At 61.5% G+C, this 25,326-nt stretch carries 25 protein-coding genes; 17 read left to right on the forward strand and 8 right to left on the reverse strand.

From position 1 onward, the window contains the following. Positions 1-48 precede the first annotated feature (48 nt). The 6 genes from AACY44_RS11820 to pilG all read right to left on the reverse strand — a co-directional run bounded on the left by AACY44_RS11820 (position 49) and on the right by pilG (position 9,828). Positions 49-504 carry a chemotaxis protein CheW gene (locus AACY44_RS11820; protein ID WP_339415270.1) on the reverse strand — a complete coding sequence of 152 codons (456 nt, stop codon included), beginning with the start codon at positions 502-504 and terminating at the stop codon, positions 49-51. Further along, positions 497-6,316, reverse strand: coding sequence for an Hpt domain-containing protein (locus tag AACY44_RS11825; protein WP_339530314.1), 5,820 nt, complete (start codon positions 6,314-6,316; stop codon positions 497-499). Before AACY44_RS11825 ends, AACY44_RS11820 begins: the two co-directional genes overlap by 8 nt. Before the next feature lie 107 nt (positions 6,317-6,423). Next, a complete protein-coding gene (locus AACY44_RS11830; protein WP_339436147.1) occupies positions 6,424-8,475 on the reverse strand; it encodes a methyl-accepting chemotaxis protein in 2,052 nt (683 codons plus the stop codon). Beyond that, the gene (locus AACY44_RS11835; protein ID WP_339415267.1) at positions 8,472-8,996 is read right to left on the reverse strand and encodes a chemotaxis protein CheW; all 525 of its coding nucleotides are present in this window, start codon (positions 8,994-8,996) and stop codon (positions 8,472-8,474) included. Before AACY44_RS11835 ends, AACY44_RS11830 begins: the two co-directional genes overlap by 4 nt. A 12-nt stretch (positions 8,997-9,008) precedes the next feature. Beyond that, positions 9,009-9,374, reverse strand: coding sequence for a twitching motility response regulator PilH (gene pilH, locus AACY44_RS11840; RefSeq protein WP_014720320.1), 366 nt, complete (start codon positions 9,372-9,374; stop codon positions 9,009-9,011). A gap of 46 nt (positions 9,375-9,420) precedes the next feature. Next, positions 9,421-9,828, reverse strand: coding sequence for a twitching motility response regulator PilG (gene pilG / locus AACY44_RS11845; RefSeq protein WP_339415266.1), 408 nt, complete (start codon positions 9,826-9,828; stop codon positions 9,421-9,423). Positions 9,829-10,067: 239 nt separating this feature from the next. Here pilG and gshB point away from each other — a divergent pair, with 239 nt between their 5' ends. From gshB to AACY44_RS11880, 7 genes are all read left to right on the forward strand, one after another. Continuing rightward, positions 10,068-11,021: a glutathione synthase gene (gene gshB / locus AACY44_RS11850; protein ID WP_339530316.1), complete on the forward strand. Its 954-nt coding sequence runs from the start codon at positions 10,068-10,070 to the stop codon at positions 11,019-11,021. 76 nt (positions 11,022-11,097) lie between these two features. After that, a complete protein-coding gene (locus AACY44_RS11855; protein ID WP_339415265.1) occupies positions 11,098-12,003 on the forward strand; it encodes an energy transducer TonB in 906 nt (301 codons plus the stop codon). A gap of 67 nt (positions 12,004-12,070) precedes the next feature. Continuing rightward, positions 12,071-12,640 (forward strand): YqgE/AlgH family protein, encoded by a 570-nt coding sequence (locus AACY44_RS11860; RefSeq protein WP_339415264.1) that lies wholly within the window; start codon positions 12,071-12,073, stop codon positions 12,638-12,640. After that, complete coding sequence (ruvX, locus tag AACY44_RS11865) at positions 12,640-13,077, forward strand: Holliday junction resolvase RuvX (RefSeq protein WP_003176676.1); 438 nt, start codon at positions 12,640-12,642, stop codon at positions 13,075-13,077. The genes AACY44_RS11860 and ruvX overlap by 1 nt, the downstream gene beginning before the upstream one ends. 72 nt (positions 13,078-13,149) lie before the next feature. Then, positions 13,150-13,656: a bifunctional pyr operon transcriptional regulator/uracil phosphoribosyltransferase PyrR gene (pyrR, locus tag AACY44_RS11870; RefSeq protein WP_339415263.1), complete on the forward strand. Its 507-nt coding sequence runs from the start codon at positions 13,150-13,152 to the stop codon at positions 13,654-13,656. Positions 13,657-13,680: 24 nt separating this feature from the next. Further along, a complete protein-coding gene (locus tag AACY44_RS11875) occupies positions 13,681-14,685 on the forward strand; it encodes an aspartate carbamoyltransferase catalytic subunit (protein WP_049711114.1) in 1,005 nt (334 codons plus the stop codon). Beyond that, a complete protein-coding gene (locus AACY44_RS11880; protein ID WP_339415262.1) occupies positions 14,682-15,953 on the forward strand; it encodes a dihydroorotase in 1,272 nt (423 codons plus the stop codon). Before AACY44_RS11875 ends, AACY44_RS11880 begins: the two co-directional genes overlap by 4 nt. A gap of 76 nt (positions 15,954-16,029) precedes the next feature. On the opposite strand, the gene AACY44_RS11885 is transcribed toward AACY44_RS11880, so the two are convergent. Continuing rightward, positions 16,030-16,458 (reverse strand): NINE protein, encoded by a 429-nt coding sequence (locus tag AACY44_RS11885; RefSeq protein WP_370467849.1) that lies wholly within the window; start codon positions 16,456-16,458, stop codon positions 16,030-16,032. Positions 16,459-16,708: 250 nt separating this feature from the next. Here AACY44_RS11885 and AACY44_RS11890 point away from each other — a divergent pair, with 250 nt between their 5' ends. Continuing rightward, positions 16,709-17,347 carry a C40 family peptidase gene (locus AACY44_RS11890; RefSeq protein ID WP_339415261.1) on the forward strand — a complete coding sequence of 213 codons (639 nt, stop codon included), beginning with the start codon at positions 16,709-16,711 and terminating at the stop codon, positions 17,345-17,347. Positions 17,348-17,424: 77 nt separating this feature from the next. On the opposite strand, the gene AACY44_RS11895 is transcribed toward AACY44_RS11890, so the two are convergent. After that, entirely contained in the window at positions 17,425-18,459 is a 1,035-nt protein-coding gene (locus AACY44_RS11895; protein ID WP_339427648.1) for a type IV pilus twitching motility protein PilT, read from the reverse strand. Between the two features lie 57 nt (positions 18,460-18,516). Here AACY44_RS11895 and AACY44_RS11900 point away from each other — a divergent pair, with 57 nt between their 5' ends. The 9 genes from AACY44_RS11900 to AACY44_RS11940 all read left to right on the forward strand — a co-directional run bounded on the left by AACY44_RS11900 (position 18,517) and on the right by AACY44_RS11940 (position 25,221). Continuing rightward, a complete protein-coding gene (locus AACY44_RS11900; protein WP_339415259.1) occupies positions 18,517-19,203 on the forward strand; it encodes a YggS family pyridoxal phosphate-dependent enzyme in 687 nt (228 codons plus the stop codon). A 34-nt stretch (positions 19,204-19,237) separates the two neighbouring features. Further along, positions 19,238-20,056, forward strand: a complete 819-nt coding sequence (proC, locus tag AACY44_RS11905; protein ID WP_339415258.1) for a pyrroline-5-carboxylate reductase — start codon at positions 19,238-19,240, stop codon at positions 20,054-20,056. Positions 20,057-20,065: 9 nt separating this feature from the next. Continuing rightward, positions 20,066-20,656: a YggT family protein gene (locus AACY44_RS11910; RefSeq protein WP_339530319.1), complete on the forward strand. Its 591-nt coding sequence runs from the start codon at positions 20,066-20,068 to the stop codon at positions 20,654-20,656. Between the two features lie 207 nt (positions 20,657-20,863). Further along, positions 20,864-22,003 carry a homoserine O-succinyltransferase MetX gene (metX, locus tag AACY44_RS11915; RefSeq protein ID WP_339415256.1) on the forward strand — a complete coding sequence of 380 codons (1,140 nt, stop codon included), beginning with the start codon at positions 20,864-20,866 and terminating at the stop codon, positions 22,001-22,003. A 7-nt stretch (positions 22,004-22,010) separates the two neighbouring features. After that, entirely contained in the window at positions 22,011-22,631 is a 621-nt protein-coding gene (gene metW / locus AACY44_RS11920; RefSeq protein WP_339415255.1) for a methionine biosynthesis protein MetW, read from the forward strand. A 22-nt stretch (positions 22,632-22,653) separates the two neighbouring features. Then, on the forward strand, positions 22,654-23,088 hold the full coding sequence (locus AACY44_RS11925; RefSeq protein ID WP_339415254.1) for a DUF4426 domain-containing protein: 435 nt from the start codon (positions 22,654-22,656) through the stop codon (positions 23,086-23,088). Then, positions 23,085-23,681 (forward strand): RdgB/HAM1 family non-canonical purine NTP pyrophosphatase, encoded by a 597-nt coding sequence (gene rdgB, locus AACY44_RS11930; protein ID WP_339427647.1) that lies wholly within the window; start codon positions 23,085-23,087, stop codon positions 23,679-23,681. The genes AACY44_RS11925 and rdgB overlap by 4 nt, the downstream gene beginning before the upstream one ends. After that, positions 23,678-24,880, forward strand: a complete 1,203-nt coding sequence (gene hemW, locus AACY44_RS11935; RefSeq protein ID WP_339415252.1) for a radical SAM family heme chaperone HemW — start codon at positions 23,678-23,680, stop codon at positions 24,878-24,880. The genes rdgB and hemW overlap by 4 nt, the downstream gene beginning before the upstream one ends. 17 nt (positions 24,881-24,897) lie before the next feature. Further along, positions 24,898-25,221, forward strand: a complete 324-nt coding sequence (locus AACY44_RS11940; protein ID WP_010207241.1) for a DUF3392 domain-containing protein — start codon at positions 24,898-24,900, stop codon at positions 25,219-25,221. The last annotated feature ends 105 nt before the right edge of the window (positions 25,222-25,326 follow it).

Raw genomic sequence — 25,326 nt, forward strand, 5'->3', positions numbered from 1 at the left:
CGCAGGCAAGCCACACACAGTTGGTCTCGTTGAATTGGAGAATAGTGCTCAGGCCAATCCGGATTCGACCAGCAAGGCTTCCAACCCCATGAGGTCCGGCACCTTCGCCACATGCTCCCCCACTTGCACCGCCGCCAGCTCCAGCGGGCACAGCGGCACATCCACGTAGCTCAATTCGCTGTCGAGCTTGTACGACCTTGGAATGCCCTGGATCACCAGCGCAATAAACTTCAACGTCGGCCGCCCACCCAACGCATTCAGCACCACGATCCGCGAGCGTGCGCCGGTCACACTCGCTTCGCCGCACACCGCTTCAAAGCTGATCAACGGGATTTGCCGATCGCGCCACGTCACTTGCCGCAGATACCACGGCGGCGCATCGCTGGCCGGTTCGCCGCGTTGGAAGTCGATCAACTCGGCGATGGCGACGTTGGGTAGCACCAGGTGACGATCGGCCAGGGGCAGCAACAGGCCGGTGAGTTGGCGGGTGCGGTGGTCAAGCATGGGACTTGCTCCAATAGGCGATGCTTTCCAGCAGCACCGACTCTTGATACGGCTTGCCGAGGTAGTCATTCACGCCAATGGCCATGGCGCGGTCGCGGTGTTTCTGGCCGGTGCGCGAGGTGATCATGATGATCGGCAGGCGCATCAGCCGCGGGTCGGCGCGCACCTGGGTCGCCACTTCGAAGCCGTCCATGCGCGGCATTTCGATGTCGAGCAGCATCAGGTCCGGGGTGTGTTCTTCAAGCACAGCGAGCGCGTCGATGCCGTCTTTGGCGGTGAGCACGTTCATGCCGTTGCGCTCCAGCAGGCGACTGGTGACTTTGCGCACGGTGACCGAATCGTCCACCACCAACACCAGCAGCGGGCGCTTTTTCAGGGGATCGTTGAGAATCAGCGGCACATCAGCCGCTTGAGCCGGCAACGCGGGCTGGCGGGCGCGGATAGGTGCCAGCAAGTCGATGATCAGTACCACACGCCCATCGCCCAGAATCGTCGCGCCGGACAAGCCCTGCACACCCGCAAACTGCGGGCCCAGGCCCTTGACCACGATTTCCCGCGTACCGGCCATGGCGTCCACATGGATGGCAACGCGCCGCTCATTGCACTGCACCAACAGCACCGGCACGGGCTGGTACTGGCCCAGCAGTTTCGGGCGGCTGACGGTCTGCAACAAGTCACCGAGATAGAACAGCTCGTGGCGCTGGCCGGCGTACTCATAACACGGCGGATCCTGCTGATAGTGCCCGGCCAACTCATGCGGCAGCACGCGCACCAGGCCTTCGATGGTGTTGAGCGGAATCGCGTATTGATCGTCCGCACACTGCACCATCAGCGCACGGTTGACCGACACGGTAAATGGCAAGCGAATGCGGAAATGCACACCCTCGCCCGGCGTCGAGTCAATGAACATTGAGCCACCTAACTGACGCACCTCCTCATGCACCACGTCCATGCCCACGCCGCGTCCGGAAATCTGGGTGATCTTCTCCGCCGTGGAGAACCCAGGTTGCAGGATGAACTGCAACACGTCGCGGTCGCTGATCTCTTGATTGGGGTCGAGCAAGCCACGCTTGATCGCCTTGCGCCGCACCGCTTCCAGCGGCACACCGGCACCGTCGTCACGCATGTCGAAGACAATGTCGCCGCCTTCATGGGTCAGGTCCAGGGTGATGCGCCCCTTTTCCGGCTTACCGGCCAGCAGCCGTACATCGCGGGATTCCAGGCCATGGTCGACGGCGTTGCGCAGCATGTGTTCCAGCGGCGCCGCCATGCGCTCCAGCACGTTGCGGTCCATCTCGCCCTCGGCATTGCCGACGTTGAACTCCACGTCTTTGCCCAACTCGCCCGCTACCTGGCGCACGATGCGCTTGAGGCGCGGCAGCATGCGTTCGAACGGCACCATGCGCGTGCGCATCAGGCCTTCTTGCAACTCGGTGTTAATGCGTGCCTGTTGCTGCAACAGGTCGTGCGCATCCTCGTTGCGGCGCTCAAGGGTGTCCTTAAGGTCCAGCAGGTCGGAGGCGGATTCGGACAGCGCACGGGACAGCTGCTGCAACTGCGAGTGGCGGTCCATTTCCAGCGGGTCGAATTCTTCGTAGCCCAGGCGTTCGGCCTCGGCCTGTTGGCGGCTGAGGATGCGGCCCTGGGTTTCGGTGTCGAGACGGCGCAGTTGGTCGCGCATGCGTTCGATGGTGGTTTCCACTTCCGTCAGGGCGATGCGTGCGTCGTTGACTTGCTGCTCGATTCGGCCACGGAAGATCGAGGTTTCACCGGCCAGATTGACCAGGTCGTCGAGCAGCTCGGCGGAGATTTTCACCATGTCGGCAGCCGGGTCGACGACTGCTTCCGTCTTGCCGACTGGCAACGCCACTGGCGTTACCGGCTCTACGCTTGGGTGCAACAGGCTTTTGATGCGCTCAATGAGTTTGTCCACCGAGCCTACAGGCAGGCCATCCGCCACAGCGTCGATCATCTGCGCCAGGCGGTCATGGCAACCTTGCAGCAACGCGAACAGCTCCGCAGAGGGCGCGATCAAGCCGGCGGACAGGCCTTCGTAGAGAAATTCCAGCTCGTGGGCCAAATCGCCAATGGGCGCAATTTCGACCATGCGCGCACCGCCCTTGAGGGTGTGCAAGTCGCGCAGCAGGGTTTCCACTTCCTGTCGATTGCCGGGCTCGGCCTGCCAGCGCAGCAATGCGCTGCCTGAGCTGTCGAGAATGTCGGCGGCTTCTTCGAGGAAAATATCCAGTAATTCAGGATCAGCGCCCGACGCTTGGGGCGCCTCGGCCGGAGCCGAAGGCGTGCTGTTCTGGCGGAATTCACGTAACGCGGCGATCAGCTCATTGGCATCGCTCAGGGGTTGGTGCTGTTGCAGTTCTTCAAGCTGCAAGGCCAGCCGCTCATGACTGGCCATCAGCAACAGGGACAGCTCGGTGGAGTAACTGTAGCGGCGGTCCACCAGCCCTTCGTACAGGCATTCCAACTCAGTGGCCAAGTCGCCCACGGGCCCGATTTCGGCCATGCGCGCACCGCCCTTGAGGGTGTGCAAATCACGCTGCAACGACGACAACGGTGCGGCGCTGTCGGGCGCCAGCAACCAGCGTTTGAGCGACTGCCCGGCGCTGTCGAGGATGTCCACGGCTTCTTCGAGGAATATTTCGACAATCTCGTCGTCTATCGCCGTTTCATGCTCCAACTGCTGTGTGGCGGCGCCCAGCTCGGAAATGCTCAGCGTGCGGCTGCCGTCGCTTTTGATCAGGCCGGTGGCGGACGGATCGAGGGCGTCGTCCAGCAGACCGCGCAGGGCGAGGACCCGTGCCGGCGCCGGGCTGACTTCCTGGCCGGCGGCCAATTGGTCGAGCATGCTGATCAGCGCTTCGTGGGCTTGCTCAGCCTCGTGGAAAAACCGCTCACTGACGGCCAGACTGCTCTCTTCCACGGCGCCATACAGGTCGAGCAGGGCTTCGCAGAGTTCGTCGATGGCGTGCAGGTCGGCAACGTGAGCGCCCTCTCCCAACGTGGTCAATTCGTCCAGCAGCGCGGTGAGCTCCTGGCGCTCGCCGGGGTGTTGTTGCCAGCGGCGCAGCAGGCTTTCGGCGTCGAGCAGGATGTCCATGCCCTGGGCCAGAAAGTTGGCGATCAATTGCGTGTCACGCTTGATGTGCAGGCCGGTACTCGGCGCGTCGAGCAGTGCTTCGAGCTGGTGATCCAGCAGGCGTTGGGTGCGGCTGATCAGGGCCTCTGCGCCTTTGATAGGCGCCAGGGGATCACTGTTCAAATCACGCAGCCCGCGTTGGAACAGGTCTTCGGCCTCCAGCAATAACTCCACTTCGTCCAGGTCCAGCGGCAGGCGGTGAGCTTTATATTCGCGGGTCAGGTGGTCGAGGGGGCGCGCCAGTTCGGCGATGGGCAACACGCCAGCCATGTAGGCGCTGCCCTTAAGGGTGTGCAAGGCGCGTTGCAGCTCATCGCTGACTTGCAGCGGCACATGCTCGGCAGCCTGTTGCAGGAAGTGGTTGAGGCTGTCCAGATGACTTTGGGCTTCGTTGCGGAAGATCTCCAGCAACATCGGGTCGTGGGACTCTGCGACCGGCGCTTGCGTACCGCTGGCCAAGGCGTGGGCACGTGCAGCCAGGGCGTCGACTTCATCGCGCTGGCGTTGGTCGTCGGTGGCGAAGTCGGCGATCAGCTCCGGCAGCAGGGCCACCGCTTCATCCAGCACCTGTTGCACCTTGGGGCCCAGGACAACACTGCGTTCCAGCACGCGGTTGAGCAAGTTTTCCACGGCCCAGGCCAGCTCGGCCAAGACCAGGGCGCGCACCATGCGGCCACTGCCTTTGAGGGTATGGAAAGCACGGCGCATTTCGCCCTGGGCGGTTTTGTTGGTGCTGTTGGGCAGAGAGCGGTGCAGCGCCTCGAGGACTTCGTCGGTTTCTTCGAGGAAGACTTCGCGCAGCTCATCGTCGATGGGTTCTTCATCGGCCGGTGGCGGCAACAGGCTGCCGGGGCGTTGCAGGGCCGGCGGGTTCAGGCGCGACGCTGGACTGGCCAGTGCATCGAACTGGGACTGACTCGGCGTGATCTCACCCGAAAGTGCCCCATCCGGTGCAGCCAAGGCTTGGCGCCAGGGCTTCTCGGCGGGCAGATAACCCAGTGCGGCCAGGCCTTGGGTGGCCAGTTCCAGCACCCGTTCGCCGCCGGCGTCCGGGTCTTGGAGCATACGTTCGAGGTAGTACTCCAGGCTGCTGATCACGTCAGCAAAATGCGCAAGCTGCATCTCGGACGGCGGCGCATCGGTGTCCATCAATTGCTCGTCGACGTAATCGGTGCATCCGCGCATCAGGCTCGCCGCGCGGGGCAGCGGGATCATCGCAAGGGCGCCGCGCACCTGACTCAGCAGTTCCGGCAGGGACTCAAGGCGCTGGCGGTCCCAATCGGCTTCGATGCAGTCGATCACCAGTTCCTTGGCTTGCTTGAGGCACTGGCAGGATTCGCGGATCACCAGTTGGTGGATCTGGGTCAGGTCGGTGGTGGGCAGGCGGCTTTCTTCGCGGCTTTCCGGCTCGACGGTACCGACCATGCCGGCCAGCGTGGCTTCGACGTAGAGCAACGCGCCGGCAACGTCCATCAATACGGCATCGTTGGGGTCGCGTTGACCTTGAGCCAGGCTCAGCACCACCGCAAGCTGGTCGATGATGACTTTGCGCGGTTGGCCAAAGCCCAGCACGGCCAAGGTGTCGGCGATCTGCCGCAGCGGCGCGAGCAGCGCATCCAAGTCATTGGTGTGCTGGCGGTCGCTGCGTACGAACAAGTCGAGGCGCTCTTTTACCCGTACCAACTCCTCACACAACGCGCCGAGTACCGAGCCCATCGCATTGCGATCCGGACCGGCCAGGCGGGCGCGCTCGGCGTCGACCACCGCGCTGTCAGGCAAGGCCTCATCCAAACCGTAGCGTTCCTTGAGGCTTTGCATGCGCGGCGTCGGTCGGGTGACCTTGGCGACATAGAACAGCAAGCTCTTGAGTAATTCATCCGGCGCCGGCTGGTTGATCCCACCGATACCCTGGGCCAGCAGGCGTTTGAGCTGTTTGTCGCTGGCCTTGAGCAAGCTGCGCAGGGCCGGGCTGTTGGCGATCACACCGGTGAGCATCCCTTCGACCAATGCCGAGGTGACTTGCCACAGCGGCAACAGCGGCGCGCCCTGGCACAACGCTTCAAGACGCGCGAACACTCGCGCCATGTCTTCCAGGTTGCTTGGGCCGTGGTCTTCGCGCAACAAACCCGCCAAGGCGTGTTGCAGCAGTAAGTGCCACTGGCGCAGTTGCTCTTTCAGGTCAGGCGTCGCGCGTTGCGCCAGCGCTTCGTCGGGCAGCGGCGCAATCGACAGCAGTTGCGGGCTGAACAGGCTGGTCTCCGACAGCAGGCTTTCGCCGCGTGCGCTGCGCAGGTCGTTGAGCAGCGGCAACACCACCAGCGGCAGATCGCGTCGGGCGCTGTGTACACGCTCCAGATACAGCGGCAATTGGTTGAGGGCCTGTTGCAGCAGGCGGATGCTTTCATCGCGCTGGCTGACGCGCCCGGCTTGCAGGGCCAAGGCAAGTGCTTCGATTTCCTCGGCCAGCAGCGCGGCGCCGTAGAACTCGACCATTAGCAACGCGCCATGCACCTGGTGGATGCCAGCCAGGCACTCGCTTATTGCGTCGCCGTCAGTGGTTTCGACATACGCGTCCAGCGCCGAACGGGCCTGTTTCAGGGTTTCGGCAATGTCGCCCTTGACCCATTCGAGCGCCACGTAGTCGTGCCGATCAACCATAACTGCTCCGCTTAGAATTCGTGGGTTGCTTGTCTTGCAGATATCTCAAAACCAATGGATACCTAATCTGGGAGCGGGCAAGCCCGCTCCCAGATTTTGACGGCATTTCAATCGTCGACCTGCTTGGGGGCCGGGAGGGTGAAACCCGACACCGACCGGCGCAACTGGCTGGCCATTTTTGCCAGGTTACCGATACTTTCGGCCGTGGCCGTGGAGCCCGACGAGGTCTGCGTAGTGATCTGCTGAATCACATTCATCGTCAGGGAAATCTGCCCCGCCGACGAGGTCTGTTGCTGCGCCGCGTTGGATATGCTCTGGATCAGCGCTGCCAGGGTCTTCGACACGCCTTCGATTTCTTCCAGCGCCACCCCGGCGTCTTGCGCCAGCCGCGCGCCGCGCACCACTTCGGTGGTGGTCTGCTCCATGGAGATCACCGCTTCGTTGGTGTCGGCCTGGATCGCGCGCACCAGGGTTTCGATCTGCCGGGTCGCGGCCGACGAACGTTCGGCCAGGCGCTGAACTTCATCCGCCACCACGGCAAAGCCGCGCCCTGCATCCCCAGCCATGCTCGCCTGGATTGCGGCATTGAGGGCGAGGATGTTGGTTTGGTCGGCAATGTCGTCGATCAGGCTGACGATGTCGCCAATCTCCTGGGACGACTCGCCCAAGCGTTTGATGCGCTTGGCGGTGTCCTGGATCTGCTCGCGAATGTTGTCCATGCCGTGGATGGTGTTGTGCACCACCTCGTTGCCTTTGTTGGCAATTTCCACCGAACGCTCTGCCACTGCCGAAGATTCGGCGGCGTTGGCCGAGACCTGATCGATGGACTGGGCCATCTGGTTGATCGCGGTGGAGGCTTCGGCGATCTGCTGGGCCTGATGCTCCGACGCCTGGGCCAGGTGCATGGCGGTGGCCTGGGTATCCTGCACCGCTCCGGCGACTTGCCCGGCGGTGAGGTTGATGGTGGCGACGAGGTCGCGCAGCTGATCCACGGAATAGTTGATGGAGTCGGCGATGGTACCGGTGAAGTCTTCGGTCACCGACGCGGTCACGGTGAGATCGCCGTCGGCCAAGTCTTCGATTTCATCCAGCAGACGCATGATCGCGTTCTGGTTGCGCTCGTTCTTCTCGGCAGTTTCATGCAGTTGGCGGTTGGTCTCACGCACCATCACCAGGCCGATCAGGATAATCGAGGTCAGCGCCAGCAAGCCGAGCACGTAGCCACCGATGGTGTCCAAGCTGCGCCCATCGGCAAGATTTTCAAACCCGGTGGCCAGGTGTGAGGCTTCATCGAGCAGGGTTTGCGACAAGTTGAAGATGTTGCTCGCCGATGCGCGCACTTGGAACAGTTGCGGTGAGGTCTCAAGAATTTCATCCACGGAGCCGGAGACAAACTCAAACAGCTCGGCAATTTCCGCCAGCCGCGCGCGGGCGTCGCGGTCTTCGACCTGGGTGATGCGCAGGCCGGGGTTGCCCTGGAGCATGCCGTTGAGCACCAGCCCAAATCGGTTGGCATCGCGGCCAAAGGCGTCGGCGGCCTGCGCGGCGGTTTCGTCGCCGGCGAGCACGGTGTTCACCGCACCCAGGATACGTTCAGCCAGCAGTGACTGGCGCTGGGCCAACGCCACTTGGCTGGCCGGGGCGCCACGTTGCAGCAGGATGTCGACGACCTTTTCCGACTCGATCTGCAATTGCGGCACAGTCTCGGCCAGCGTCGCGGCAACTTGATGCAACGACAGCACGGTCTGCTCGCTGGCAAGAATCGCATCGGTATTTTTCAGCAGCGCCTCCCAGTCGGTCTGTACGGCGCGCATTTCGGCGCGTACCGCACTGGGCGCGGCGGGCAGCCCGGTTTGTGGGTCGCCTTTTTTCAGGTAGCCCCAGCGCTGGGCGAAATCGTTGCGCGCCTCGCCCAACAGCTTGAACGCAGCCGCCTTGCCGGCGGCAGCTTCGGTGGCGTTTTTGGCGATGCGCTGGGACAGCACGCGCAATTCACCGGCGTGGCCGATGTACTGTTTGTCATAGGTCGACTGGGTGTTGAGGTACGCAAAGTTGGCGAACAGCAACATGATGAACACGATCAGTGCGATAAACAGCACGATGATCTGCGAGCGGCTGCGCGAGCCGGCCTGGGGTTTGGACGTGGTGGCGGTGGTCATGCGGCAACATCCATGAAACCTGGGGCCAGGGCCAGGGCGAAGGGGCTGAAGACCTGCCACCGCTGGTCGCCGTCGAACCAGCCTTGGATATACGGTGCGTCGGGTGCGGCGTTCGCCAGCCACGCGTCTTGTGCAAAATGCTGCATCCCCACCACCTCGTCCACCAGCAGCCCGACAAACAGGTCGTTACATTCCACCACCAACACCCGCCGCTGTTTACGCGCCTTGGACAGTTCAAGGCTGAGGAAACCACCCAGGTCCATCACCGGCAACAAGCGCCCACGCAGATTAGCCACGCCCTTGACCCAGGCCTTGACCCCGGGCATTAAAGTGCAACGCGGCTCATGCAGGACTTCGGCGACTTCACCCATGGGCGCCACATACCAGTGCTGCCCCAGGCGAAAACCAATGCCGCTCCAACGTTGCAGGCGGGTTTCCTGGGACGGCAGGTCGGCGGCCAACAGGCGGCAGCGGCGGTCGATGTCCAGCAACAGCTCAAAGGCGGTTTGCGACTCGGTCATGATCGCGTACCGTCAGCCGGCCAGCACCTTGTTCAGGGTGGCGATCAGCGTTTCTTCATCGACCGGCTTGGTCAGGTAGTCCTTGGCGCCCTGGCGTGCCCCCCAGATCTTGTCGGTTTCCTGGTCCTTGGTGGTGATGATGATGATCGGGATGCCGTTGGTTTCCGGCTCCTTGGACAGCTGGCGCGTGGCCTGGAAGCCATTGAGGCCCGGCATCACGATGTCCATCAGCACGGCGTCGGGTTTTTCCTGGCGGGCCAGGGCCACGCCGTCCGCACCGTTCTCAGCCTTGAGGACCTGGTGGCCGTGCTTTTCCAGCATGCCGGTGAGTTTGTACATTTCGGTCGGCGAATCGTCGACGATCAGAACACGTGCCATGGTTTTCCCCACTACATAGGTGGACACCGGCCCTTGTGAGGCGGCGTCAGTGTGCTTGTTCTACTGCGGCGAAGGCAGGCACGTAGGCCTTGATCACGCCCAGCAGTTCTTCCTTGCTGAAAGGCTTGGTCAAAAACTGATCGACACCCACGGTACGGCCCTTGGCCTTGTCGAACAGGCCGTCCTTGGAGGACAACATGATCACCGGGATCGACTTGAACGCCGGGTTGTTCTTCACCAGCGCGCAAGTCTGATAGCCATCCAGGCGCGGCATCATGATGTCGACAAAAATAATGTGCGGGTGATGATCAACAATCCGGGCCAGGGCATCAAAACCGTCGATGGCCGTGATGACATCGCACCCCACGTTCTTCAACAGGGTCTCGGCGGTGCGGCGGATCGTCTTCGAATCGTCGATCACCATCACTCTCAAGGCGTTGGATTGCTGTTCCATATCTGCTCTGCCATCGCCACAGCGAATCGGTTTTCGGTGTGTACTGTCTGATGTTGCACAGGATGAACGCCGCAAGCCTTGGAATTCAAGGGCTGCTGCGCTGTGGCAGTCTTTTTAGCACAGTCTCCGGGCGCAATCTATCGAGCAACCGGCCGGGTGGTTTTTCCTTGACCCACAACAGCCGCAGCGCCACTCTGACGCCACTTTTGTGTGCCCTTATTTGTTAGAGGAAATCCCCCATGAGCGTTCGCGTCGGCATTGTCATGGACCCTATCGCCAGCATTTCCTATAAAAAGGACAGCTCGCTGGCCATGCTCCTGGCCGCCCAGGCCCGCGGCTGGACGTTGTTCTATATGGAGCAGCGCGATCTTTACCAAGGCGACGGCGAAGCCCGCGCGCGCATGCGCCCGCTGCAGGTGTTTGCCAACCCGCAGAAGTGGTTCGAGTTGCAAGATGAAATCGACAGCCCGTTGAGCGATCTGGACGTGATCCTGATGCGCAAGGACCCGCCGTTCGACATGGAATTCGTGTACTCCACCTACCTGCTGGAGCAGGCCGAACGCGCTGGCGTGCTGATCGTCAACAAGCCGCAGAGCCTGCGCGACTGCAATGAAAAGCTGTTCGCCACGCTGTTCCCGCAGTGCACGCCGCCGACCGTGGTCAGCCGCCGCGCCGATGTGCTGCGTGAATTTGCCGCTAAACATGGCGATGTGATTCTCAAGCCGTTGGACGGCATGGGCGGCTCCTCGATCTTCCGTCACCGCGCGGGCGACCCGAACCTGTCGGTGATCCTGGAAACCCTGACCGCCCTGGGCACCCAGCAGATCATGGGCCAGGCCTATATTCCGGCGATCAAGGACGGCGACAAGCGCATCCTGATGATCGACGGCGAGCCGGTGGATTACTGCCTGGCGCGCATCCCGGCAGCCGGCGAGACCCGTGGCAACCTGGCGGCCGGTGGGCGTGGTGAAGCACGGCCTTTGTCGGACAAGGACCGTTGGATCGCCTCCCAAGTCGGTCCAACACTGCGTGAAAAGGGCTTGCTGTTTGTCGGCCTGGACGTGATCGGTGAGAACCTGACTGAAATCAACGTCACCAGCCCGACCTGTATCCGCGAGATCGACAATGCATTTGGCACGAACATCGGCGAAATGCTGATGGCCGCCATTGAGCGCAAGCTACAAGCCAAGTGACATAGAACAGCCGGACACATACCAACATTGCGTTATCATGTGCCACCTGTGAAACGCGCGATGTTGGTTTTTTGTCATGACACTCCCGTCCGAACTGCCCCCCGAACTCTCGCCTAGTGGCGTGCGCCCGGCTGATCGGCTCGGATTTACCCTGTTCCTGGCGGCACTGATTCACCTGGCCCTGATCCTCGGCGTGGGGTTCACGATGGTCGAACCCAAGCAGATCAGCAAAACCCTGGAAATCACCCTCGCCACGTTCAAGAGCGAAAAGACGCCCGAGAAGGCCGACTTTCTCGCCCAGGACAACCAGCAAGGCAGCGGCACCCTGGACAAGAAAGCCGTGCCCAAGACCACCGAAGTGGCGCCGTTCCAGGACAACAAGGTGAATAAAGTCGGTCCGCCGCCGACGCCTAAGCCCGAGGTCAAGCAAGCCGCACCCAAGCCTGCGGTGACTACCGTCGCACCCAAACCGCAAAAAGCCCCGACCCAGCGCGAGAAGATCAAGACCGAACCGAAACCCGAGCCCGTCAAGCCGGCGCCGACGTTCGACAGCTCGACGCTGACCGATGAAATTTCCAGCCTGGAAGCGGAGCTGGCCAACGAGCAGCAGTTGTACGCCAAGCGCCCGCGTATCTACCGGTTGAACGCCGCCTCGACCAGGCGCGACAAAGGTGCCTGGTATAAGGATGAGTGGCGCAGGAAGGTTGAGCGTATCGGTAACCTCAACTACCCGGATGAGGCAAGGCGCCAGCAGATCTATGGCAATTTGCGCTTACTGGTGTCGATCAACCGTGACGGTACGTTATATGAAGTGCAGGTTCTGGAGTCCTCCGGCCAGCCATTGCTGGACCAGGCTGCCCAGCGCATCGTGCGCCTGGCTGCACCGTTTGCCCCGTTCAGCGGGGATTTGAATGACGTTGACCGCCTGGAAATCATCCGCACCTGGAAGTTCGCCAAGGGCGACCGGCTTTCCAGCAATTGATGACAATTGCCGGATCCGGCACATCGCCAGCTTGTCAGTTCGCCCCTCCAACGCCACACTAGCGGACATGAAAAACGTAAGCCCTACCTACCTCAAGCACCAATTCCTGATCGCCATGCCCCATATGGCCGACCTGAACTTTGCGCAAACCTTGACCTACATTGTCGAGCACACGGCCAATGGTGCTATGGGACTCGTGGTAAACCGCCCGCAAGAGCTGAACCTGGCGGATATCCTCGAACAACTGCGACCGGACGTCGACCCGCCGGCCCGTTGCCAGGACGTGCCGATCTACATCGGCGGGCCGGTGCAGACCGATCGCGGTTTTGTACTGCACCCCACCGGGCCGAAGTTCCAGGCCACGGTCGACCTGGAAGGCGTGTCGCTGTCGACCTCTCAGGACGTGTTGTTCGCCATCGCTGACGGCGCTGGCCCCGAGCAAAACGTGATCACCCTGGGCTATGCGGGCTGGGAAGCCGGACAACTGGAAGCTGAGTTGGCGAGCAATGCCTGGCTGACCTGCCCCTTTGACGCCGATATCCTCTTCAACACCCCCAGCGAACTGCGCCTGGAAGCTGCGGCGGCGAAGCTGCGGGTCAACCTCAGCCTGCTGACCAGTCAGGCGGGGCACGCCTGATGGCCTTGCGTCTGATCCTCGGCTTTGACTACGGCACCAAACAGATCGGCGTAGCAGTCGGCCAGGTGATTACCGGGCAGGCCCGCGAGCTGTGCACCCTCAAGGCCCAGAACGGCATCCCGGACTGGAACCAGGTCGAGGCCCTCATTAAAGAGTGGAAGCCCGACGCAGTGGTGGTCGGCTTGCCTTTGAATATGGATGGCACGCCCAGCGACATGTGCCTGCGCGCCGAAAAGTTCGCACGCCGCCTCAATGGCCGCTACAACATCCCCTTCTATACCCACGACGAGCGCCTGACCACCTTTGAAGCCAAGGGCGAGCGACGCGACCGTGGCGGGCAGAAAGGCAGCTACCGCGACAACCCCGTGGACGCCATCGCCGCCGCCCTGCTGCTGCAGGGTTGGCTGGACGAAAACACAGCTTTATTTGAATCCTGACTGACGCGGCTTGCCGCGTCTTTTTACGTTTACGCCCGGACCTTGCCCCCGCCAGGCCTTGAAGGAGCCACCATGAGCTTGCCGAACCCCGCCGAACTGATCAGCCAGATGGCCAAAAGCCTCACGGCCCATCTGCAACTCCGCGCCATCAGCGAACCGCGTTTCATCGGTATTCGCACTGGCGGTGTGTGGGTGGCCCAGGCACTGCTGGAAGAGCTCGGCAGCGATTCGCCCCTGGGCACCCTGGACGTGTCCTTCTACCGCGATGACTTCAGCCAGAACGGCCTACACCCGCAAGTGCGCCCGTCGGCCCTGCCCTTCGAGATCGAAGGCCAGCATCTGGTGCTGATCGATGACGTGCTGATGAGCGGCCGCACCATTCGCGCCGCCCTGAACGAACTGTTCGACTACGGTCGCCCGGCCAGCGTGACACTGGTGTGCCTGTTGGATCTGGAAGCCGGCGAATTGCCGATCAGCCCGGATGTGGTCGGCGCCACACTGTCGCTGGAAGCCCACCAGCGGGTAAAATTGTCCGGTCCCACGCCGCTCGAACTCGAACTGCAAGACCTTGCCCTTTAAACCGCCTTGTACAGAGTCCCCGCGATGACGCCTCTAGATGCCAAGCGCCCGCTGCAGCTCAATGCTCAGGGCCAGCTGCAACATTTCTTGTCCCTCGACGGTTTGCCCCGCGAACTGCTCACCGAAATCCTCGACACCGCTGACTCGTTCCTCGAAGTCGGCGGCCGCGCGGTGAAGAAGGTCCCGCTGCTGCGCGGCAAGACCATCTGCAATGTGTTCTTCGAAAACTCCACGCGCACCCGTACCACCTTTGAGCTGGCGGCCCAGCGACTGTCGGCCGACGTGATCACGCTGAACGTGTCGACCTCGTCGGCGAGCAAGGGCGAGACCCTGCTCGACACCCTGCGCAACCTGGAAGCCATGGCCGCTGACATGTTCGTGGTGCGCCACGGCGATTCCGGCGCCGCGCATTTCATCGCCGAGCACGTGTGCCCGCAGGTAGCGATCATCAACGGCGGCGACGGCCGTCACGCCCACCCGACCCAGGGCATGCTCGACATGCTCACCATCCGTCGGCACAAGGGCAGCTTTGAAAACCTCTCGGTGGCCATCGTCGGCGACATCCTGCACTCGCGGGTGGCGCGCTCGAACATGCTGGCCCTGAAAACCCTGGGTTGCCCGGACATCCGCGTGATCGCACCGAAAACCCTGCTGCCGATCGGTATCGAGCAGTACGGCGTGAAGGTCTACACCGACATGACCGAAGGCCTCAAGGATGTCGACGTGGTGATCATGCTGCGCCTGCAACGCGAACGCATGTCCGGCGGCCTGCTCCCAAGCGAAGGCGAGTTCTACCGCCTGTTCGGCCTGACCACTGCACGCCTGGCCGGCGCCAAGCCGGATGCCATCGTGATGCACCCCGGCCCGATCAACCGCGGCGTGGAGATTGAGTCGGCGGTGGCCGACGGCAACCAGTCGGTGATCCTCAACCAAGTGACCTACGGCATCGCCGTGCGCATGGCGGTGTTGTCCATGGCCATGAGCGGGCAAACCGCGCAACGTCAATTCGAGCAGGAGAACGCCCAGTGAAGCTAAGCATTCTCGGCGCCCGCGTTATCGATCCGGCCAGTGGCCTGGATCAAGTTACCGATCTGCACCTGGAAGCCGGCAAGATCATCGCCATTGGCGCGGCCCCTGCTGGTTTCAGCGCGGTTGAAACCATCGATGCCAAAGGCCTGGTGGCCGCGCCTGGCCTAGTGGACCTGAACGTCGCCCTGCGCGAGCCGGGTTACAGTCGCAAGGGCAACATCATCAGCGAAACCCGCGCCGCTGCGGCCGGTGGCGTGACCAGCCTGTGCTGCCCGCCGCACACCAAGCCAGTCCTGGACACTTCGGCGGTGACCGAGCTGATCCTGGACCGCGCCCGTGAGGCCGGCAATTGCAAAGTGTTCCCCATTGGCGCCCTGAGCAAAGGCCTGGAAGGCGAACAACTGGCCGAGCTGATCGCCCTGCGCGATGCCGGTTGCGTGGCCTTTGGCAACGGTTTGGAGAGCTTTCGCAGTACCCGCACCCTGTGCCGCGCCCTGGAATACGCAGCCACCTTCGACCTGACGGTGATCTTCCACTCCCAGGACCACGACTTGGCCGAAGGCGGCCTGGCCCATGAAGGCGCCGTGGCCAGCTTCCTCGGCTTGCCGGGCATTCCGGAAACCGCCGAAACCGTGGCCCTGGCCCGTGACCTGCTGCTGGTGGAACAAAGCGGTGTGCGTGCGCACTTCAGCCAACTGACCAGCGCACGCGGTGTGGCCCTGATTGCGCAGGCCCAGGCCCGTGGCTTGCCGGTGACGGCGGATGTGGCGTTGTATCAGCTGATTTTGACCGATGAGGCGCTGATCGACTTCTCCAGCCTCTACCACGTGCAACCGCCGCTGCGCACCCGTGCCGACCGTGATGGTTTGCGCGCGGCGGTGAAGTCGGGTGTGATCTCGGCGATTTCCAGCCACCACCAGCCCCACGAGCGCGATGCCAAGTTGGCACCGTTCGGCGCGACAGAGCCGGGTATCAGCAGCGTTGAGCTGTTGCTGCCGTTGGCGATGACGCTGGTGGAAGAGGGTTTGCTGGACTTGCCGACGTTGCTCACGCGACTGAGCGCCGGCCCGGCCGAGGCATTGCGTTTACCGGCGGGTAAGTTGGCGGTGGGTTCGGCGGCGGACTTGGTGCTGTTTGATCCGGCCAGCTCCACGGTAGCTGGGGAGCACTGGCTGTCCAAAGGTGAGAATTGCCCGTTTATCGGGCATAGCTTGCCGGCAACGGTGCGTTACACCTTGGTGGATGGGCGGATCAGCTATCAGGCCTAAAGCCGGTCTAGAGCGGGCACAGTAACTGTGGGAGCAAGCCCGCTCCCACAGTTAGTTTGTATCGGCCTCTAGAGACTCAACGTCCGCCGTTGCGCTCGGCATTACGAATCGAAATCTGCGTATTCAGCGTCCAGAAGTCATACAGCACGCCCACCAGGAACAAGCCGCCGGTCAGCAGGTAGATCAGGCCGGAGATCCATTTGCCCTGATACATACGGTGCACGCCAAATACGCCCAGGAACGCCAACAGAATCCACGCCACGTTGTATTCGATAGGCCCGGCGGTAAAACGCAGGTCCGCTTCACGGTCCATGGCCGGAATCAGGAACAGGTCGATCAGCCAGCCAATCCCCAGCAAGCCCAAGGTGAAAAACCAGATCGTACCGGTCACCGGCTTGCCGTAATAGAAGCGATGCGCGCCGGTAAAACCGAAAATCCACAACAGGTAACCGATCACCTTGCTGTGGGTGTCTTGTTGCTGGCCAATCTGCTGATAGGTGTTCATCGCGTACCTCTTTTGCCTCGATAGAAAAAATTTTTCACTTTCTTTGTGACTTTTTTACAGGCGCCCGACGTACGGCAAATGGTATCTTCCCTGCCCTGAAAGCCTTATGCCACCTGCCTTGTGTAGGACAATTGCGGCGAATCGTCGCGTTTTTCCTGATTTTGACGTCAAGGTTCAGTCGACAAACGGCCTGAGAACGACACTAAAACCTGTTATAAAGTTGCGCGCAAACCCATAAGAGCCACGCCTAATGCGACCATTTTTCAAGACATGGCTAACCATTTGCCTATTAATGCCACTGGCCGCCCACGCCACCAATCGTGAGCAACGACTTCCTAACGTTAACGGTTTCACCCCTAAAGTCCACAGCACGCCAGGCACTACCAAGTCGGTAAAGCTGACTGTCAGCCGCCCAACTCAACTGAGCAAGGCCCACAACGGCAAAGCAGTACCGGGCCTGGTAGGCGTCAACACCAAGCAGAGCAGCAGCGTCCTCAGCCGCGCCGTCAACGTGCTCGGTACTCCTTATCGTTGGGGCGGTAGCAGCCCAAGTAAAGGGTTCGACTGCAGTGGTTTGGTGAAATATGCGTTTAATGATGTTGCAGCAGTAGACTTGCCGCGCACGTCCAATGCCATGGCCGCAGGCCACGGGCAGAAGGTTGATCGCAAGGACCTGAAACCGGGTGACCTGTTGTTCTTCAAACTGAAGAGCCGTAAGGTGAACCACGTTGCTATCTACCTGGGCAATGACCGTTTTATCCACGCGCCGCGCCGTGGCAAATCGGTCAGCATCGACACGCTGAAAAAGCCGTTCTGGAATAAGAACTACGTGGTTGCCAAGCGGGTTCTGCCTAAAGAGCAGAACAACTTGCGGATCGTCCAGCGCTGATTTCAGGCTGAAATACAGTAAAAAGGTGGGAGCGAGCTTGCTCGCTCCCACCTTTTATTTACATCGTTTTCAAGACCTCATATGTCTGCAGGCACCCTCGCCTTGCCCTGCGCCTCTTCCCGACTGATCACGCCCTCCCCGACCAACGCCTTCAAACTCATATCCAGCGTCTTCATCCCCAACGCTCCACCCGTCTGGATCGCCGAGGCCATCTGCGCCACCTTGTCCTCGCGGATCAAATTCCGAATCGCCGGCGTGCCCAGCATGATCTCGTGAGCCGCCACCCGCCCGCCGCCCATCTTCTTCACCAGCACTTGGGACACCACCGCCTGCAACGACTCTGACAGCATCGCGCGGACCATGGCTTTTTCCCCGGACGGGAACACATCCACCAGCCGGTCTACGGACTTCGCCGCCGAGCTGGTGTGCAGTGTGCCAAAGACCAGGTGCCCGGTCTCCGCCGCCGTCAGCGCCAGGCGGATGGTTTCCAGGTCGCGCAGTTCACCCACCAGGATCACGTCAGGATCTTCCCGTAGCGCCGAGCGCAGTGCGGTGGAAAAGCTATGGGTGTCGCGGTGCACCTGGCGTTGGTTGATCAACGCCGTTTTCGGTGTGTGGATAAACTCGATGGGGTCTTCGAGCGTGAGGATGTGCTGACGCCGATGCTGATTGAGAAAATCGATCATCGCCGCCAAGGTTGTGGACTTGCCCGAGCCAGTGGGGCCAGTCACCAACACCAAGCCGCGCGGTAGCTGGGCGATACGCTGAAACACATCCCCCAGGCCCAGGCTTTCCAGGCTCTGCACCTCAGAGGGGATGGTGCGAAACACGGCGCCCATGCCGCGGTCCTGCTGGAACACATTCGCACGGAACCGCGCTACGTCGGGCAGCTCGAAAGCAAAATCCGTTTCAAGAGATGTTTCGAAATCCTTTTGTTGGTGCTGATTCAGTAAGGGTCTCAATAAGTCCGCAACTTGCGTAGGTGAGAGCACCGGCCAATCCAGCGGCCACACCTCGCCATCCACCCGCAACATCGGCGCCAGGCCAGCTGACAAATGCAGGTCGGAGGCGCCACGGCGCACGCTGGCCGTGAGTAATTCAGTGATATCCATAGGGCTTTCCATTTCCAGTAGAATGCCGCGGACTCCATATCCACGGGCGCATCTTGAATGTCGACGATAGCAGACAACATCGGCCTGGTTAGCCAGCGCATCCGCGCCGCAGCCGACGCCGTGCAACGTGACGCAAGCAGCATCCACCTGCTGGCCGTGAGCAAGACCAAACCCGCACTCGCAGTGCGCGAAGCCTATGCCGCCGGGATGCGCGATTTTGGCGAGAACTATCTACAGGAAGCGTTGGGCAAACAGGAGGAATTGACCGACTTGCCCTTGAGTTGGCACTTCATCGGCCCCATTCAATCGAACAAGACTCGTGCGATCGCCGAGAACTTCGCTTGGGTGCATTCCGTGGACCGCTTGAAAATTGCTCAACGTTTGTCCGAACAGCGCCCGGCCAACCTGCCGCCGCTGAATATCTGCATTCAGGTCAACGTCAGTGGCGAAGCCAGCAAGTCCGGCTGTACACCCGCCGACCTGCCGGCCCTGGCCAATGCGATCAGCGCCTTGCCGCGCCTGAAGCTGCGTGGCTTGATGGCGATCCCCGAGCCGACTGAAGATCGGGCGGCCCAAGATGCGGCGTTCGCCACCGTACGCGAGCTGCAAGCCCGTTTGAACCTGCCGTTGGACACACTTTCCATGGGCATGAGCCACGACCTCGAGTCGGCCATTGCCCAAGGCGCCACCTGGGTGCGGATCGGTACCGCCCTGTTCGGCGCCCGCGACTACGGCCAGCCTTGAAAATGGCTGACTTCTATTTAACCAAGGACCTGTCATGACAGACACGCGTATAGCTTTTATCGGCGCCGGCAACATGGCGGCCAGCCTGATCGGTGGCCTACGGGCCCAAGGCCTGGGCAGCGCGCAAATTCGCGCCAGCGACCCGGGCGCCGACACCCGTGCCCGCGTCAGCGCCGAGCACGGCATTGAAACCTTTGCCGACAACGCTGAGGCCATCCAGGGCGTCGACGTGATCGTGCTGGCAGTCAAGCCGCAAGCCATGAAGGCCGTGTGCGAAAGCCTGCGCCCGAGCCTGCAACCGCAGCAACTGGTGGTGTCCATCGCCGCCGGGATCAACTGCGCCAGCCTGAAGCAATGGCTCGGCGACCAGCCGATCGTGCGTTGTATGCCGAATACGCCATCCCTGCTGCGCCAGGGCGTGAGCGGTTTGTACGCAACGGCTGACGTCACCGCCGAACAACGTGACCAGGCCCAAGAGCTGCTGTCCGCCGTGGGCATCGCCCTGTGGCTGGAACAGGAGCAGCAACTGGACGCGGTCACCGCCGTATCCGGCAGCGGCCCGGCGTATTTCTTCCTGCTGATCGAAGCCATGACCGCCGCCGGCGTAAAACTGGGCCTGTCCAAGGACGTTGCCGAGCAGCTGGCTGAACAGACCGCCCTGGGCGCCGCACATATGGCGGTGTCCAGCGACGTGGACGCAGCCGAGTTGCGCCGTCGCGTGACCTCCCCCGGCGGCACCACACAAGCGGCTATCGAATCGTTCCAGGCCGGGGGCTTTGAAGCCCTGGTCGAAAAAGCATTGGGCGCCGCTGCGCACCGCTCGGCCGAACTCGCCGAACAACTTGGCAAATAAGGAGCCAACATGATTGGTTTGAACACCGCAGCCGTCTACGTGCTGCAAACCATCGGCAGTCTGTATTTGCTGATCGTGCTGATGCGCTTCGTGCTGCAACTGGTGCGCGCGAACTTCTACAACCCGCTCTGCCAGTTCATCGTCAAGGCCACCCAGCCACTGCTCAAGCCGTTGCGCCGGATCATCCCGAGCCTTTTCGGCCTGGACATGTCGTCGCTGGTACTGGCGATCCTGGTGCAGTTGGCCTTGATGGCGCTGACCCTGCTGCTGACCTACGGCACCACCGGCAATTTCGTCCAGTTGCTGGTCTGGGCAATCATCGGCGTGACCGCGCTGTTCCTGAAGATCTTCTTCTTTGCTTTGATCATCAGCGTGATCCTGTCCTGGGTCGCTCCGGGTAGCCATAACCCCGGCGCTGAGCTGGTGAACCAGATCTGCGAGCCGGCCCTGGCGCCGTTCCGCAGGCTGCTGCCGAACCTGGGCGGCCTGGATATCTCGCCGATCCTGGCGTTCATGGTGCTCAAGTTGCTGGATATGCTGGTGATCAACAACATGGCGGCCATGACGTCAATGCCGGACATCCTGCGAGTGCTGATCTAACACTTGGCGCAGTAAAGTGTGGGAGCTGGCTTACCTGCGACAGCGGTGTATCAGTCAACGGATTGGCTGACTGGCACGCCGGTATCGCAGGCAAGCCAGCTCCCACATTTTGTATCTGCCTATTGAATTGAATCCGCACAGGCCTTTGCTTGCCGCTAGGTGCAGCGGTCTTTAGACTTACGCCTCATTTAAACGAGAGCAGGGTCGATGCCAACTGCCTTCCCCCCCGATTCTGTTGGACTGGTCGTGCCCCAAGTGGCGCACTTCAGCGAACCGCTGGCCCTGGCCTGCGGACGTTCGCTGCCTGCCTATGACCTGATCTACGAAACCTACGGCCAACTGAACGCCACGGCGAGCAATGCCGTGCTGATCTGCCACGCCCTGTCCGGCCATCATCACGCTGCCGGTTTCCACTCCGCCGACGAGCGCAAGCCTGGCTGGTGGGACAGTTGCATCGGCCCTGGCAAACCCATCGACACAAACACGTTCTTCGTGGTCAGCCTGAACAACCTAGGCGGCTGCAACGGATCCACTGGCCCGAGCAGTATCAACCCGGAAACCGGCAAGCCGTTCGGCGCCGACTTCCCGGTGCTCACCGTGGAAGACTGGGTGCACAGCCAGGCGCGTCTTGCCGACCTGTTGGGCGTCGATCAATGGGCAGCGGTGATCGGCGGCAGCCTGGGCGGCATGCAGGCGCTGCAATGGACCATTACCTACCCGGATCGCGTGCGCCATTGCCTGGCTATCGCCTCGGCCCCCAAGTTGTCGGCACAGAACATCGCCTTCAACGAAGTGGCGCGCCAGGCCATCCTTACCGACCCCGAGTTCCACGGCGGTTCGTTCCAGGAAGCGGGTGTGATTCCCAAGCGCGGCCTGATGCTGGCGCGCATGGTCGGGCACATCACCTACCTGTCCGATGATTCCATGGGCGAAAAATTCGGCCGTGGCCTCAAGAGCGAAAAGCTCAACTACGACTTCCACAGCGTTGAGTTCCAGGTGGAGAGCTACCTGCGTTATCAGGGCGAGGAATTCTCGGGGCGTTTCGACGCCAATACGTACTTGCTGATGACCAAGGCCCTGGACTACTTCGACCCGGCCGCCAACCACGACGACGACCTGGCGAAAACCTTCGAGGGCGCTACGGCCAAGTTTTGCGTGATGTCCTTCACCACCGACTGGCGTTTCTCGCCGGCACGCTCGCGTGAGCTGGTGGATGCGCTGATGGCTGCGCGCAAAGACGTCTGCTACCTGGAGATCGATGCTCCGCAAGGCCATGACGCCTTCCTGATTCCGATCCCGCGGTACCTGCAAGCCTTCAGCAACTACATGAACCGCATAACTTTGTGAGAGCACCATGAGAGCCGACCTGGAAATCATCCAAGACTGGATCCCCGCTGGCAGCCGCGTGCTCGACTTGGGTTGCGGCGATGGGGAACTGCTGAGTTGGCTGCGGGACAACAAGCAAGTCACCGGCTACGGCCTGGAAAACGACCCGGACAACATCGCCCAGTGCGTAGCCAAGGGCATTAACGTGATCGAACAGGACCTGGACAAGGGCCTGGGCAACTTTGCCAGCAACAGTTTCGACATCGTGGTGATGACCCAGGCGCTACAGGCGGTGCACTACCCGGATCGCATCCTCGACGAAATGCTGCGCGTCGGCCGCCAGTGCATCATCACCTTTCCCAACTTCGGTCACTGGCGCTGCCGCTGGTACCTGGCCACAAAGGGCCGCATGCCGGTATCGGATTTCCTGCCCTACACCTGGTACAACACGCCGAACATCCACTTCTGCACTTTCGAAGACTTCGAAGCCTTGTGTAGCGAGCGTGAAGCCAAAGTGATCAACCGCCTTGCCGTCGATCAACAGCACCGCCACGGCTGGGCGAGTAAGCTATGGCCCAACCTGTTGGGCGAAATTGGTATTTACCGGGTCAGCAGCCCTGGCCTGATCGACCACAAGATTGCCGTCTAATCATCTTTCAAGAGGGACGTTCATGAGTCGTTTGGCTGTTTTTCTATTGACCGCTTGCCTGGGCGCCAGCGCCATGGCCGCGGACGCTATCGACGCAAATCGCAAGAAAGACTTTGGCGATATCACCGTCCACTACAACACCTTCACTTCCAGCTTCCTGCAACCGGAAACCGCCCAGAAGATCGGCGTGGTGCGCAGCAAGGAGAAGGGTTTGATCAACGTAACCGTGATCAAGGGTGTGACGCCAGTGGCGGCGCAAGTGACGGGCACCATCAAGGATTTGGGCGGTAAGAGCGAGATACTGACGTTCAAGCAAATCGAAGAAAAAGGCGGGATTAACTACCTCGCCCCTTACGCCGTGACGCAGCGGGAATACAAGACGTTTACCATCAATGTTGAAACCGGTGGCAAAGCCCATAGCTTCCAATTCAACCAGGAACTGTTTCCGGCGCAATGATAAACCTTACCCAACTCGTACTCGCCAGCCACAACGCCGGCAAGCTTAAAGAACTCCAGGCGATGCTCGGCGAATCCGTGCAATTGCGCTCGATTGGCGAGTTCAGCCAGGTGGAGCCGGAAGAGACCGGCCTGTCCTTCGTCGAGAACGCCATTCTCAAGGCACGCAATGCGGCACGTATTTCCGGCCTGCCGGCGCTGGCGGATGACTCGGGCCTGGCGGTGGACTTCCTCGGCGGCGCCCCTGGCATTTACTCGGCACGTTACGCCGACGGCAAAGGCGACGCGGCCAACAACGCCAAGTTGCTCGACGCCCTCAAGGATGTACCGGACGCGATGCGCGGCGCGCAGTTCGTGTGTGTGCTGGCCCTGGTACGACATGCCGATGATCCATTGCCGATCCTGTGCGAAGGCCTGTGGCACGGGCGCATTCTGCATGCGGCCAGCGGTGAGCATGGTTTTGGCTATGACCCGCTGTTCTGGGTACCGGAACGTAATGTCTCGAGCGCCGAGTTGAGCCCGGCCGACAAGAACCAGATCAGCCATCGCGCTCGCGCAATGGATTTGCTGCGCCAACGCCTGAGCCTGAAATGACCCAGAACACCTCCGCGCAGCCGCTGATCCACGGCGGCGCGCAAACACCCCGGGCGGCCCTGCCTGTGCTGCCGCCCCTGGCGCTGTATATCCACATCCCGTGGTGCGTACGCAAATGCCCCTATTGCGACTTCAACTCCCACACCGCCAGCAAGGTGCTGCCGGAAGAAGACTATGTGGACGCCTTGCTGGCCGATCTCGATCAGGACCTGTATGCGGTTTACGGTCGCGAACTGAGTTCGATCTTCTTCGGTGGTGGTACGCCCAGTCTGTTCAGCGCCGCAGCGCTGGGCCGCTTGCTTGAGGGCGTGGAAGCACGCATCCGGTTTGCCAGCGATATAGAGATCACCCTGGAAGCCAACCCAGGGACGTTCGAGCAAGAGAAATTCGTGGCTTATCGCAAGCTGGGGATCAATCGCCTGTCCATCGGCATCCAGAGTTTCCAGCAGGAAAAGCTCCAGGCCCTGGGACGTATCCACAATGGTGATGAAGCCGTGCGTGCAGCGGGCATGGCGCGCCTGGCCGGGTTTGATAACTTCAACCTGGATTTGATGCACGGTTTGCCCGATCAGTCCCTGGACGACGCGTTGAGCGATTTGCGCCAAGCCATCGCGCTCAAACCCTCGCACTTGTCGTGGTACCAACTGACCCTGGAGCCCAACACCGTATTCTGGAACCAGCCGCCCGCGCTGCCGGAAGACGATACGCTGTGGGATATCCAGGAAGCGGGCCAGGCGCTGCTTGCTGAACACGGTTACGCGCAATATGAAGTCTCGGCCTATGCCCAGCCAGGTCGCCCGGCGCGGCATAACCTGAACTACTGGAGCTTCGGTGACTTTATCGGCATCGGCGCCGGCGCCCACGGCAAACTCAGCCATCCGGACGGGCGCATCGTGCGCACCTGGAAGACGCGAGCGCCGAAGGACTACCTCAACCCGGCCAAAAGCTTTCAGGCTGGGGCGAAAGAGCTGACTAACGAGGAACTGCCGTTTGAGTTCCTGATGAACGCTTTGCGCCTGACCGAAGGTGTCGAAGCCAAGCTCTACGCCGAGCGCACCGGCCTCGATCTGGCAAGCCTGGATGACGCACGCACGGATGCAGAACAAAGCGGCTTAATGCAGGTCGAACCGTCACGCCTGGCGGCGACCGACCGCGGGCAACTCTTTCTCAATGACCTGCTGCAGAAGTTTTTGAGCTGACGCTCTAAGGAAATCGAATGGATTTGGTACTCGACCTGCTCGCCACCGTATCCCGCTGGAGCCGCAGCAACCTGTCGGAAATATCCCTGGCCCTTGTGGGCTGTTTGCTGGTGCTGTTTGGCGCTGATATCAAAGGCTGGGTAGAAGCCCGCCTGGGCAGCGTCGCCGGCGCATTGCGCGTCCCGTTGATGGCGCTGCTGTGCATGATCGGCAGCGGCGCGGCGTTGATCTATGCCACGCCGTGGATTGTGCGAGGGTTGAGCCAGTTCAATAACTACAGCCTGGCACCGGTGCTGGTGGTGGTGCTGGTGTTGATTGGGGTTGTGGCAGACCGCCGCTGACCTAAAGCCCAACACAAAACAAATGTGGGAGCTGGCTTGTCGGATCGCCGCACCGCTGCGATAGCATCACCTGGGTATCACTGATACACCGAGGTGTCTGCATCG

Origin of the sequence: Pseudomonas sp. RA_15y_Pfl1_P11 (assembly GCF_963970975.1) — a bacterium.
GTDB lineage: Bacteria > Pseudomonadota > Gammaproteobacteria > Pseudomonadales > Pseudomonadaceae > Aquipseudomonas > Aquipseudomonas tritici.